This window comes from Rhodophyticola sp. SM2404, assembly GCF_053570515.1.
In genome coordinates this window covers 227,751-239,502 of sequence record NZ_JBSEDL010000001.1, presented here as the reverse complement: position 1 = coordinate 239,502, position 11,752 = coordinate 227,751, and the positions used below count along the sequence as shown (strand labels likewise).

Sequence of the window (11,752 nt, the reverse complement as noted above, 5' to 3'; positions counted from 1 at the left end):
CGCGCCTTTGGAGGAAGGCGCGGGATCAAGGGAGGATATTATGATCAAGACAGCAATTCTTGGAGCAGCGGTCGCGCTGGCTCCGCTTGCCGCTGCCGCACAGGCCACTTTGACGGCAGAGACAACGACACCGGGATCAACCCCGCATTACATTGATACAACACTGGCCGCGATCCTTGACAGCGCGGGCGTGGCCACCATGCAGATCACCGAAGGCGCGACCCTGACAAATTCCGTACAAGCGGTTGCGGAAGGGCAGTTGGATATGGCCCCTGCCCCGCTGATCCTGCCCTTCTTGTTGTCGCGCGGTATTGGCCCCTATAGCGGTGTCGGCCCTGAAGATGGCGCCGCAATGGCCGACAATTTGCGCGTCCTGTTCTGGAATGCAGGCTCGGCGCAGATTTTTGGCTATTATAACAGCAACCCCGTTGAAGATATCACATCTCTGGACGGCATGCGCATCTGGAACGGACCGCCACGCGGGGCTGCACTGACCTCGGGTCGCGCAATGGTGCAGCTGCTCTCGGGCGGCAATGATGGCGAAGACTACGAAGGCATCCAGACGCCTTGGCCCGATACCGTTGGAAGCATCACAGGCGGCGGTGCCGACGCATGGACCATTCCCGAAGGTCTGCCCTCTGGCCGTCAAATCGCGATTGCGGCGGCAGGTGGCATCACCATCCATGACGTGCCATCCGATCTGCTTGCCAGCGAATTGGGTCAACAGATTCTGGCCGCGCCTGGCCATGCGCCTTATTCGGTTCCGGTCGAGGAATTCCGCGCAGCCTATGCTGGCAATGACATCACCATCGTCACTGATGATGATACATTCGACAGCTTCGCCACCGCTTTTGGCCAGATCGTAAACGCCTCAATGGATGAAGAGCTCGCCTATGAGATCACCAAGGCGTATCTCGAAGGGGAGCAGCGCTTCCTCGAAGGCTCTCCGCGCGGACCATACACGATGCTAAGCTTTGGCGATATCGATGGTGTGTCTCAAGGCGCATGTGGTGCAGTTCAGATCAAGATGCATGCGGGTGCCATCCGTGCCTTCGAAGAGGCAGGCCATAGCATCGCTGATTGCTTGCGCCCCTGATCGCTTGAGGAAAGCAATAGAGCATGACCACGCAGACAGCAGACCAACCGCTTGGACGGCGCATCGCGATCGTATTGGCGCTGGTGCTGGTCTGCGTGGGCATGCTCAACACAATGCCCGAGGTTACAGGGCTTCAAGATTGGGCGCGCGACCTGAGCGGGCGCCCTTTCTTTCGGGTCTCGAACTTCCCGCCTGAATATTTCTACCCACCCGTTTTCTTTTTGATGATGACCATCGTGGCGCTGGATGCCAGCGTTTACCGCGCATGGCGGGCCGAGAAACCCCATTTGGCATGGTTGGGCCTTATGCTCGATGCAGGGCTTTTACTGGCCGCCTTTCTGGCCGCCTTCGGCTTTCTGGTGGAAATCGATTCCATCTGCCTGATCGACCAGATCACGGGCGAGCGGGCAAGGCTGATCCAAGATGCGGCCGAGCGCTCGGCAGGTGTGATCCCCGGCATTTCGTTTGAGGCCGAGGTCCCCTCCTGTCAGGCCCGTTTCGGCATTTGGATTATCCCGCTGCTATTCGTCATCATCACCCTGTTCTTTCTGTATAACATCCGCGTCTGGGGCCTTCCTCTGGTCGCTGTGGCCAGCGTAGTGGTGCTCTACACGGTTGGCACGGCGCTGATCTGGATGTTCGATCTGTCCGATAACAACTTCCTGCTGACCAAGCTGGGGGCTGATGGCGGCGATATACGCGCCGCGGCCATCCAGAAGGTCACCAATATCTTTGTCACGCCTGACGGATTCATGGGGCGGTTCATGGATATCATCGTGAACCAAGTGTTCCCTTATGTGGTTCTTGGCGCCTTATTCGGCACCTCGGCGGGCGGCACCTCCTTGATCAAGCTGGCAGTGCGCGCCACCCGCAATCTGCGCGGCGGCCCCGCACATGCCGCCATCGTCTCATCCGCGATGTTCGGCACGATCACGGGCGGACCCGTCACCAATGTGCTGTCTACGGGGCGGCTGACCATCCCGATGATGCGGCGCAACGGGTTTTCCAAGGAATTCGCAGGCGGTGTCGAAGCGGCGGCCTCATCGGGCGGGCAGATCATGCCGCCTGTGATGGGGGTTGCGGCCTTCGTGCTCGTCGCCCTGACGGCCGTTCCCTATACCAAAGTCATCACCGCAGCCTTCTTACCTGCGATGTTCTTTTTCTTCTCGATCTTTCTGGCCGTGATGTTCCAAGCCCGCCGCGAGAAGGTCGAGGCGATGCGCGAAATCCCCCCCGATCAGATCATGGATCGCCAAGATTGGCTGAACCTGATCATTATCGTAGTGCCCATCCTGACCATCCTGTTTCTGCTTTTGGGCAATAAGGACGCCATCGGCACCGGCGTGCTGGCGGCCATCTTGCCAACAGCGCTATTGCAGACGATTTCGAATTCAACGGGCGATGCGGTCTCGGCGGGGTGGTGGGCTGTTGCTGTATTGATCCCGCTCTTGCTACTCGATCCCGAGACACGCAAGACACCGTCCAAAATCCTGAAATCGCTGGCGGATGGCGGCATTCTGATCTCGCGGCTTTTTCTTTTGCTCTTTGCGGTCTCGATCATCTCGGCCTTCCTGAATGAAAGCGGGCTGACGGGCGAATTGACCCGCGCCGTAACTTCATGGCTGGAACAGGCACAGGTGATCCGCATATTCGGCTATGATTTGCAGGTGGTCGGCGGGGTCTATCTGATGCTGGCACTGACTTGTGCGATGCTCTGCGCGATCCTGCTTGGAATGGGCATGCCGACCGTACCCGCCTATGTGAATGTCGCCTTGCTGCTTGGGCCGCTGCTGGCCAATCTGGGCGTCAGCTTTTTCACGGCACATATGTTTGTGTTCTATTTCGCTGTCGCCTCGGCCATCACGCCACCCGTTGCGGTTGCCGCCTTTGCTGCGGCTTCCATCACGGGAGCCGAGCCAATGCGCACAGGCATTGCCGCCGTACGCGTGGGCATTGTGATGTTCACGATCCCCTTCATCTTTGCGTGGTATCCCGAGCTTCTTTTGATCCCCGAGGCCGTAACCATCACCGACTCAAACGGCGCGCGCACCCTGATCGAAGGCTATAGCGGCGAGGTAGAATTGACCGCCCTTGCCCTTCTATCCGCACGGTTGGTTTTTGCGCTCTATTTGGTGGCCTCGGCTCTGGCCCGATATGACCGCGCACCGCTTCGCAGCTGGGAAATCACAGCGCGGCTTGGGCTTGCCATTTTGATCATGTGGAAAACCGAAGGGGTGATGTGGTTCGGCATTCTGGGCGCTGTGGCGCTGATCGTGCTGCATGTTGTGCAATCTCGGAGATATCATGCAACCGCCTCAACTTGAATTCGCCTGCCAGCTACAGGTCGAACTGGGCCCGATCCGCGAGATGGGCACAGGACGCGCAGGGCGCCGCAGGATCATCCCGATCATCGGCGGAACCGTCACAGGGCCAAGACTATCGGGGCGCATCCTGAACCTCGGGGCTGATTGGCAAACCGTCTTCGCCAATGCCACCGCCGAGTTGGACACGCGCTATGCTTTTGAGACCGATGATGGAGCAACGATTGAGGTATGCAATTACGGCTACCGCCATGGCCCTGCCGAAGTGCTTGCCGCAATCGCCCGCGGCGAAGACGTGCCTGAAGACAGCTACTATATGCGCACCCATGCCCGCCTTGAAACAGGCGATGCACGGTATGATTGGGTGAACCAAACACTCTTTGTCGGTACAGGCAAACGCGAGCACACGCGGGTCATCGTCGATCTTTACGCGTTGACCTAAATGCCGCTCACGTCTTGGCTGGAAGCACTGTGCCCGAACATGCGCCAAAGCCGATGCGGAAGCCCGCGCCGCAAGCCGCCCCGCGCAAGGTCAGGGTGTCCCCATCCGCGAGGAAGCTGCGCTCCTCGCCCGTATCAAGCGTAATCGGTTCCTTTCCACCCCAGCTCAGCTCCAGCAAGGCACCACGGCTGTCTTTGGTCGCGCCCGAAATTGTGCCCGACCCCAGCAAATCGCCCACCCGCATCGGGCAACCGCTGCTTGTGTGATGGGCCAATTGCTGCGCCGAGGAATAATACATCTCTTTGTAATTGGTGCGCGCAATCACGGTCTCGGATTTGCCCTCAGGCATCAGGCCAACCTCAAGCTCGATGTCATAGAGCATGGGGGCGGTGTCGGCGATATGGGGCAGCAAGGCGAATTCACGCTCGGGCGTGGGGCGGCGGAACGGCTCGAGCGCGGCGGCGGTCACGATCCAAGGGCTGATGCTGGTGGCTGTGGCCTTGGCCTGAAACGGCCCAAGCGGTTGGTACTCCCATGCCTGAATATCGCGCGCAGACCAGTCATTCAGGATCACATAGCCGAAGATATTGGCAAACGCCTCATCCACGGAAATAGGCGCATCCGAGGGGACCCCGACAATCGCGCCCATCTCAAGCTCGAAATCGAAACGCGCAGAGGGCGCAAAACGCGGCCGCGCATCATTTGGCCCTTTCAACTGCCCATAGGGGCGGCGGATATCCGTGCCATCCACCACAACAGACGAGGCCCGCCCGTTATAGCCGATGGGAATATGCAGCCAATTCGGCGGCAAGGCGTTCTCGGCCCCGCGAAACATCGTGCCGACATTTGTCGCATGATTGCGCGAGGCATAGAAATCGGTGAATTCCGTCACCGTGAAGGGCATATGCATCTGCACGCCCGCCATCGGCACCAGCAGGGGCGCAAGCTGATCTTGGGCCGCACTCCCCTCGGCCAGCATATCCGTCAGGCTTTGCTGCAGGCGCGCCCAAGCCGCCCTGCCCTGTTCCATAAAGGCATTCCACGCAGGCCTTTGCAAAGCCCCGTCAAAATCAAGCAGCCCTTCTGTCTCCATTGCGGCCATGTCCAATATCTGATCGCCGATGGCCACGCCACAGCGCGGCGCGCCGCCGTTGGAGAACACGCCATAAGGCAGGTTGTTCAACGGAAAGTCGGTTTCGGCGGTATTGGCCGTTTCAACCCATGATCGCTTCAAAGTCATACTCGTCTCCGTCTAGGCCGCATCGGGCTGGTTTTGGGGGTGGGCTGCATCAAAGGCAGGCAAAGCAAGGCAGCGTGCCTCGATCTCGGTCAGGCGTGGGAAAGGCGATAGGTCAACACCCCATCGATGCGCATTATAAAGCTGCGCGACAAGGCAGATATCGGCAAGGCTCAAGACGTCCCCAAAGCTGAACGCGCCGCCCGGGATCAATGCATCATAGGCTGTGAACCCGCGTGTCATCCAATCCTGCATCCATGCGACGGCCTCATCGTGATCATGGCCCATGGCCTTGAGTTGCTGCACCACTTTGAGATTGTTCACCGGATGCACATCCGCCGCCATGACCAGCGCCGCGGCACGGATCAGGGCGGCTTGCACCGGATCGCGCGGGATCAGGGTTGGGTTGGGGTGGCGCGCCTCGATCCATTCGAGGATGGCCATGGATTGCGTCAGAACCGTGCCATCCTCCAGCACCAGCGCGGGCACGCCAGCCACGGGGTTAACCGCCAGATACTCCGCATCGCGTTGGTCCCCCGCGACCAGATCGACCGGCACGGTTTCAAAGGCAATCTGCTTGAGATGCAGCGCGATGCGGACGCGGTAGGAGGTGGTTGAACGCCAATGGGAATACAGCTTCATTTCTTACCAGGCGTGCCGTCAAATTTCTTCTCAAGCGAGGTCCAGCAATCGATGTAATTGTCCTGCAAAGGTGCCTCCTTGCCCGCATATTCTGTCAGATGCTGGGGAAAACGGGTCTCGAACATGAAGGACATCGTGCGGTCGAGCTTATCTGCCCCAAGATTGGCATTTGAGGCTTTCTCGAAGGCCTCCATATCGGGGCCATGGGGCAGCATCATATTATGCAGTGACATGCCACCCGGAACAAAGCCTTCGGGCTTGGCGTCATATTGGCCATAGATATTGCCCATCAACTCGGACATGACGTTTTTGTGGTACCAAGGCGGGCGGAAGGTATCCTCGGCCACCAGCCAGCGTTCGCGGAACAAAACAAAGTCGATATTGGCAACGCCCGCTTGACCACCAGGTGCTGTCAGCACGGTGAAGATTGACGGGTCGGGATGGTCGAACAGGATCGCCCCGACAGGGCAATAGGCCCGCAAATCATATTTCATCGGGGCGTAATTGCCATGCCATGCCACAATATCCAGCGGGCTATGGCCGATATGGGTTTCATGGAACTGACCGCACCATTTCACGGTGACGGTGCTTGGGGTCTCACGGTCTTCAAAGGCGGCAACGGGGGCCTTGAAATCGCGCGGATTGGCAAGGCAATTGGCCCCGATCGGGCCCCTGTCAGGCAGATCGAACTTCGCCCCGTAATTTTCGCACACAAAGCCACGGCATGGGCCTTCCAGCACCTCGACACGGTAGACCAGACCACGCGGGAGAATGGCGATTTCCTTAGGCTCCACATCGATGATCCCAAGCTCGGTGGCGAAACGTAGCTTGCCCTGTTGCGGCACGACCAGCATCTCGGAATCTGCCGAATAGAAATAGGCATCCTTCATGCTTTGCGTCACCAGATAAACATGTGAGGCCATCCCCACCTGCGTATTCACATCCCCCGCCGTGGTGATGGTGCGCATGCCTGTCAGCCAAGTCAGATCGCCCTCGGCCTCAATGGGGTTCCAGCGGTATTGGCCGAGCGAGGTGACATCCTCGACGATATGCGGCGCGGATTTCCAATAAGGCAGATCAATGCGGGCAAAACGGTGGGTATGTTTGACCGAAGGGCGAATGCGGTAGCACCAAGTACGCTCTGGCGCGGGTTGGGTGAATGCGGTGCCTGAAAGCTGCTCGGCATAGAGGCCGTAATTCACCTTTTGGGGCGAGTTCATGCCAATAGGCAAAGCCCCCGGCAGGGCTTCGGTTTCAAAATCATTGCCCCAGCCCGACATATAGCCCGGCGTGGTACTGGCCCCGTCGGATTGGATCAGGCTATGCGGTTCCATGGATGTCATGTGCTCGCTCCTTTCGCGGCGCTCAGGGCCGCGCGCAAAACGGCGCGGTCGCCAATGTGATTGGCCAAAATCAACACCAGACGGGCATTCAGGCTTTGGCTGTCTTCCAGTGACAGCCCGTCATGCACAGCCAGAAGCTCGGCATAAAAGCCGTCGGGATCGGTGATATTTGGGGATAGGTTCAGATCGCTCATGCGGCACCTCCCAGAGCTATATGCATCGCATCTGCCAGTGTCGACGCCTCCACATCAGGCCAGCGGGCCGCGATATGCTGATCAGGGCGGATCAGATAGACCGCCGAGGGTGCATCGCCCAAATAGCGCTCTCTCAATTCCGCAGAAATCTCTGCCTGCCCGATATGCAACGCAACAGCACCCTCCAGCGACGGGGCCTCTGTGCCGATTGCCAGCACGGTGAATTGGCCCGCCAGATGGTCCAGCAAATACCCGCCGCCCAAAGGCGCATCAGGACAGGGCGCGCCCGGCCTTGTGCGTGCGGGGCCGCCAAGCGCATCCGAGCCATTCAAGGGCGAGCCGTCATAAACACTTGGAAGGCTCAAGCGGCCTGAATTGATCAGCGGGCGGGCAAAGGCATGTTCTTTCGCGAGATCGAGCACCGCATTGCGGAAAATCTTGGACATTTGCGATTTCGGGGTCAGGAAATCGGTCGAACGGGTGGAGTTAAGGATATTCTCATCCGCCGCCGCTGCGCGTTCCAGCTCATAGCTGTCCAGAAGCGCCGCAGGCGCGCCATTGAGCACAGCCGCCAGTTTCCAGCCGAGATTATCGGCATCCTGAACGCCTGAATTGGCCCCGCGCGCCCCGAAAGGCGAGACTTGATGCGCGGAATCGCCCGCGAAGACCACGCGGTTATGAACGAATTTCTCCATGCGGCGGCATTGGAACGTGTAGATCGAGCACCAATCCAGCTCGTATTCCACATCGGGCCCCAGCATCTGATCGACACGGGCGCGGATATTCTCGGGCTTGAGTTCCTTTTCGCGGTCGATATCCCAGCCAAGCTGAAAATCGATCCGCCAGATATCATCGGGCTGCTTATGCAGTAAGGCGCTGTCGCCTGATTTGAACCACGGCTCGAACCAGAACCAGCGCTCGGTTGGGAAATCAGCCGTCATTTTCACATCGGCAATCAGGAAATTATCCTCAAAGACACGGCCCTCAAACCCCAGCCCCATCATATCGCGAATGGGCGAGCGCGCGCCGTCACAGGCCACCAGATACTCAGCCTCGATCTGATAGGGGCCATCGGGTGTCATCACGGTTAGGGCAATGTGATCGCCTTTGTCCTCAACCGCATCCACACGGTTCTTGCCGCGAACCTCAACAGGTGCATCCGAGGCATCAATCGCTTCCATCTGGTATTTTTCAAAATGCATCTGGCTGAGATTGATGAAAGCAGGGCAGCGATGGCCATCCTCAGGTAGAAGATCAAACTCGAACACTTCGTCGCGGTCACGGAAGACGCGGCCCTTTTGCCAGACAACGCCCTTATCCAGCAGGGCTGCCCCTGCCCCCAAACGGTGCATGATCTCGAGCGTGCGCTTGGCAAAGCAAATCGCGCGCGAGCCAAGCCCGACCCCTTCATGATCATCCAACACCAGCGCAGGCACCCCGCGCTGGCCCAGATCCATGGCGAGGGCCAAGCCGATTGGACCGCCCCCAACGATCACCACAGGATGCCGCACGGGCGATGCCGCATCTTGATCCGCATTGCGCTGATAGGGGTAGAGCCTGAAAGCCAGCGGATAACGATCAACCAGCGGCGCGTTCATCCCTGAAGCGCCTCCCACATGTCCAGATCGCGCTGCGCGGTCCAGATGCGGGGATGGGCAATGCCGCGCGCCTCGTCATAGGCGCGGGCCACGTTGAACGGCAGGCAATGCTCATAAATCGCATAATCCTTGAATTTCGGATCACAGGCCGCGCGCACCGCATCCCAAGCATCCTTGAGGCTGCCCCCTTTGGCCGCCACAGGTTTGACCGCGTTATAGGTGCTATCCACGAAATCCCGCGTATTCGCGATGGCCGCATCCACCATTTCGCGCCCGACCAGCGCATCGCCGCGCCCCGGTGCAATCGATTGCGGGTCATAGGCTTTCACGGCATCCAGCGTCGCCCCCCATTCTTCATAATGGCCATCGCCGCAATAGCAGGCCGAATGGTATTCTACGATATCGCCTGTGAACATCGTCTGCGCATCGGGCACCCAGACCACGCTATCGCCAGCCGTATGGGCGCGGCCGATCTGCTTGATCTCGACCCGACGATTGCCAAGGAACACGGTCATGGCATCGCTGAATGTCGTGGTTGGATAGGTCAATCCAGGGATACTTTCATGCCCCTCGAACAGGCGCGGAAAGCGTTGGAATTCGCTGTCCCAATCTTCCTGCCCACGCTCCATCACCATGGAGCGCGCGGCATCCGACATGATGATCTGATCCGCCCCGAAAGCCGAGGCCCCCAGCACGCGAACCGCATGATAATGGGTCAGGACAACATGGCTAATCGGTTTATCGGTGACGCTGCGCACACAGTCGATGACCTTATTGGCCAGCCGCGGGGTGGCTTGCGCTTCGACGATCATCACGCTGTCATCGCCGATGATCACGCCCGAATTCGGATCCCCCTCAGCGGTAAAGGCATAAAGCCCCTCGCCCACTTCGGTGAAACTGATCTTCTTTTCCGTCAGATCGCCCGCTGACGCGAATGTCTTCGCCATGAATCCTCCCCATGGGCGAGCCATCTCGCCCTTTGTTGCAATTGCAATGAATTATATCGTTGCGATTGCAACGAAAGTCAATATTCTATGGTTATCTCAAGGGGTGCACATGAGCACAGATTTCGACCTCGCGACCTTTCTGCCCTATCGACTGGCCTATATCTCGGAACGGGTGAGCCAACGGCTCTCTGCCGATTACGGAAAGTCACATGGGCTATCGGTTGCCGAATGGCGGGTCTTGGTGAATTTGCAATATCTCGGCACTGCTTCGGTGCGCGATATTCAGGTCTATACAAATCTCGAAAAATCCCGCGTCAGCCGCGCAGTTGCGCGGATGGAGAGCGCGGGGCTGGTCGCAAAGCGCGCGGGCGCAAAAGATGCCCGACTGGTCGAGATCGGGCTAACCAAGAAGGGGGTGGCAACGCTTGACGCAATCCTCCCTCCCGCCATCAAGGTTGAGCGGGGGCTGCTTGAAGGGCTCAGCGACGCGCAACGCAAGACCTTCAATGAAGTGATAGAACATTTTCATCGAGTGCTGGACAATGACCCCGATGCCAAACCGAGATATGAAGCCACACGGTAAGAAATAAGGCTACAACTCCAATCTGATATAAGATCAAATTCACTAACGGTAGAAATTGGCGATGTCGCATCAAGTAACATGGAATGGTCCAACCTTCACCGAATGCAGCGGGTTTGCCGAATGTTACGGGCAGGTCAACGCCGAAACTCGCGGCGGCGATAGTTTCACATGGACCGCTGCGATGGTCATCGAATTTCTTAACACATAAAGGTTTCCTGCATGAAACGCTCAACCATAAATACAATCATGGCGGACGCGGATGAGCTTATTCGCAAGCATGGGTTTGCCCTGCCACCCTTCGCCTATTGGTCGCCCGAGGAATTTACTGCGCGTAAAGACGAAGCGCGCAATGTGATCTCGGCACGCAATGGTTGGGATATAACCGATTACGGCGCAGGCGATTTTGACAGGATGGGGCTGTTTTTGTTCACCTTGCGCAATGGCCGTCTGGCGGATCTGAAACGGGGTGGAGGCATGTGCTATGCGGAAAAGTTGCTGATCTCGCGGCAAGATCAACTCAGCCCGATGCACACCCATATCCTTAAGGCCGAGGATATCATCAATCGCGGCGGCGCGACGCTGATCGTCGAGCTTTATGGCTCGGATGATCAGGGCCGCTTTGCCGAGGACAAGGGCGGCACTGTTCATTGCGATGGCATCCGCATCGATTACGAGGCGGGGCAGAAACTCAAGCTCGCACCAGGTGAGAGCGTGACACTCATGCCAGGGGATTGGCACGCTTTTTGGGGCGAAGGCGGCGACGTTCTGATTGGCGAAGTCAGCACCGTCAACGACGATGAAACCGACAATATTTTCCGCGACCCTATCGGCCGCTTCGCCAATATCGAGGAAGACGTTGACCCAACCCACCTGCTGGTCAGCGACTACGCCAATTGCCTATGATCCCCTCGCGCAGGACCGAGTTGAAGTATTCCTGCAGAAATAGCCTTGGTCCCTTCAGGCGCTGGAGGGAGATCACCACATCTGAGACGCGGAGGTTAACACCGTACTTCCCGTTCGTTATCTAGAAAGTGCCGCTGTAATGCTGACTGTGCCCGTAATTCGACACGTGACCACAGCTTGATGCATAGGGGTATCAAAATGGATTGCAAAAACTAGACAGCGATTTTTATAGCGACCACGCATATGCCCACGCCGTGACAAACAGGCGCTACCTGCGTCCACTGCGTTTTTGCGGGCCACTCCACCAACGCCCGCGCCCTGCTGGCGGTAATTTGCGCCAAGTTTGGCGACTTATTGCCACGGAGTTGGGGAAAAGCGCAAAAATTTTAACCCCAACCCATCCGTTTTGCGTAGCGTTTAGCCTGACCCGGGAGGATTCGGGTTTA

The 11,752-nt window shown here is 58.2% G+C and carries 12 protein-coding genes; 6 read left to right on the top strand and 6 right to left on the bottom strand.

Features of this window, described 5'->3' with window-relative positions:
• Positions 1-40 precede the first annotated feature (40 nt).
• Genes ACTYEO_RS01205 through ACTYEO_RS01195 form a run of 3 tightly spaced genes read left to right on the top strand, consistent with a single transcriptional unit; the run spans position 41 to position 3,859 of the window.
• On the top strand, positions 41-1,096 hold the full coding sequence (locus ACTYEO_RS01205) for a TAXI family TRAP transporter solute-binding subunit (RefSeq protein ID WP_449321884.1): 1,056 nt from the start codon (positions 41-43) through the stop codon (positions 1,094-1,096).
• Positions 1,097-1,119: 23 nt separating this feature from the next.
• Positions 1,120-3,420: a TRAP transporter permease gene (locus ACTYEO_RS01200; protein ID WP_449321883.1), complete on the top strand. Its 2,301-nt coding sequence runs from the start codon at positions 1,120-1,122 to the stop codon at positions 3,418-3,420.
• Positions 3,401-3,859 (top strand): DUF3237 domain-containing protein, encoded by a 459-nt coding sequence (locus ACTYEO_RS01195; protein WP_449321882.1) that lies wholly within the window; start codon positions 3,401-3,403, stop codon positions 3,857-3,859. The genes ACTYEO_RS01200 and ACTYEO_RS01195 overlap by 20 nt, the downstream gene beginning before the upstream one ends.
• Positions 3,860-3,866: 7 nt before the next feature.
• Here the strand turns inward: ACTYEO_RS01195 and fahA are convergent, their stop codons facing one another.
• From fahA to ACTYEO_RS01165, 6 genes are read right to left on the bottom strand one after another with little or no spacing between them, the layout of a single operon-like run.
• Positions 3,867-5,099 carry a fumarylacetoacetase gene (gene fahA, locus ACTYEO_RS01190; RefSeq protein WP_449321881.1) on the bottom strand — a complete coding sequence of 411 codons (1,233 nt, stop codon included), beginning with the start codon at positions 5,097-5,099 and terminating at the stop codon, positions 3,867-3,869.
• Between the two features lie 12 nt (positions 5,100-5,111).
• Positions 5,112-5,738 (bottom strand): maleylacetoacetate isomerase, encoded by a 627-nt coding sequence (maiA, locus tag ACTYEO_RS01185; protein ID WP_449321880.1) that lies wholly within the window; start codon positions 5,736-5,738, stop codon positions 5,112-5,114.
• Positions 5,735-7,081, bottom strand: a complete 1,347-nt coding sequence (gene hmgA, locus ACTYEO_RS01180) for a homogentisate 1,2-dioxygenase (protein WP_449321879.1) — start codon at positions 7,079-7,081, stop codon at positions 5,735-5,737. Before hmgA ends, maiA begins: the two co-directional genes overlap by 4 nt.
• Entirely contained in the window at positions 7,078-7,275 is a 198-nt protein-coding gene (locus ACTYEO_RS01175; protein WP_449321878.1) for a DUF2783 domain-containing protein, read from the bottom strand. The genes hmgA and ACTYEO_RS01175 overlap by 4 nt, the downstream gene beginning before the upstream one ends.
• Positions 7,272-8,873 carry an FAD-dependent oxidoreductase gene (locus ACTYEO_RS01170; protein WP_449321877.1) on the bottom strand — a complete coding sequence of 534 codons (1,602 nt, stop codon included), beginning with the start codon at positions 8,871-8,873 and terminating at the stop codon, positions 7,272-7,274. Before ACTYEO_RS01170 ends, ACTYEO_RS01175 begins: the two co-directional genes overlap by 4 nt.
• On the bottom strand, positions 8,870-9,820 hold the full coding sequence (locus tag ACTYEO_RS01165; protein WP_449321876.1) for an MBL fold metallo-hydrolase: 951 nt from the start codon (positions 9,818-9,820) through the stop codon (positions 8,870-8,872). Before ACTYEO_RS01165 ends, ACTYEO_RS01170 begins: the two co-directional genes overlap by 4 nt.
• A 109-nt stretch (positions 9,821-9,929) precedes the next feature.
• Here ACTYEO_RS01165 and ACTYEO_RS01160 point away from each other — a divergent pair, with 109 nt between their 5' ends.
• From ACTYEO_RS01160 to ACTYEO_RS01150, 3 genes are all read left to right on the top strand, one after another.
• Complete coding sequence (locus ACTYEO_RS01160) at positions 9,930-10,403, top strand: MarR family winged helix-turn-helix transcriptional regulator (RefSeq protein WP_449321875.1); 474 nt, start codon at positions 9,930-9,932, stop codon at positions 10,401-10,403.
• A 61-nt stretch (positions 10,404-10,464) separates the two neighbouring features.
• Positions 10,465-10,611 (top strand): hypothetical protein, encoded by a 147-nt coding sequence (locus ACTYEO_RS01155; RefSeq protein ID WP_449321874.1) that lies wholly within the window; start codon positions 10,465-10,467, stop codon positions 10,609-10,611.
• A gap of 11 nt (positions 10,612-10,622) precedes the next feature.
• The gene (locus ACTYEO_RS01150; RefSeq protein WP_449321873.1) at positions 10,623-11,306 is read left to right on the top strand and encodes a D-lyxose/D-mannose family sugar isomerase; all 684 of its coding nucleotides are present in this window, start codon (positions 10,623-10,625) and stop codon (positions 11,304-11,306) included.
• Positions 11,307-11,752 lie beyond the last annotated feature (446 nt).

Excerpts from the sequence above, each read along its gene's own strand:
- ACTYEO_RS01200 (WP_449321883.1), top strand. The coding sequence starts at position 1,120 with ATGACCACGCAGACAGCAGACCAACCGCTTGGACGGCGCATCGCGATC.
- maiA (WP_449321880.1), bottom strand. The coding sequence starts at position 5,738 with ATGAAGCTGTATTCCCATTGGCGTTCAACCACCTCCTACCGCGTCCGC.
- ACTYEO_RS01165 (WP_449321876.1), bottom strand. The coding sequence starts at position 9,820 with ATGGCGAAGACATTCGCGTCAGCGGGCGATCTGACGGAAAAGAAGATC.
- ACTYEO_RS01175 (WP_449321878.1), bottom strand. The coding sequence starts at position 7,275 with ATGAGCGATCTGAACCTATCCCCAAATATCACCGATCCCGACGGCTTT.
- fahA (WP_449321881.1), bottom strand. The coding sequence starts at position 5,099 with ATGACTTTGAAGCGATCATGGGTTGAAACGGCCAATACCGCCGAAACC.
- ACTYEO_RS01195 (WP_449321882.1), top strand. The coding sequence starts at position 3,401 with ATGCAACCGCCTCAACTTGAATTCGCCTGCCAGCTACAGGTCGAACTG.
- hmgA (WP_449321879.1), bottom strand. The coding sequence starts at position 7,081 with ATGACATCCATGGAACCGCATAGCCTGATCCAATCCGACGGGGCCAGT.
- ACTYEO_RS01170 (WP_449321877.1), bottom strand. The coding sequence starts at position 8,873 with ATGAACGCGCCGCTGGTTGATCGTTATCCGCTGGCTTTCAGGCTCTAC.
- ACTYEO_RS01160 (WP_449321875.1), top strand. The coding sequence starts at position 9,930 with ATGAGCACAGATTTCGACCTCGCGACCTTTCTGCCCTATCGACTGGCC.
- ACTYEO_RS01205 (WP_449321884.1), top strand. The coding sequence starts at position 41 with ATGATCAAGACAGCAATTCTTGGAGCAGCGGTCGCGCTGGCTCCGCTT.
- ACTYEO_RS01150 (WP_449321873.1), top strand. The coding sequence starts at position 10,623 with ATGAAACGCTCAACCATAAATACAATCATGGCGGACGCGGATGAGCTT.
- ACTYEO_RS01155 (WP_449321874.1), top strand. The coding sequence starts at position 10,465 with ATGTCGCATCAAGTAACATGGAATGGTCCAACCTTCACCGAATGCAGC.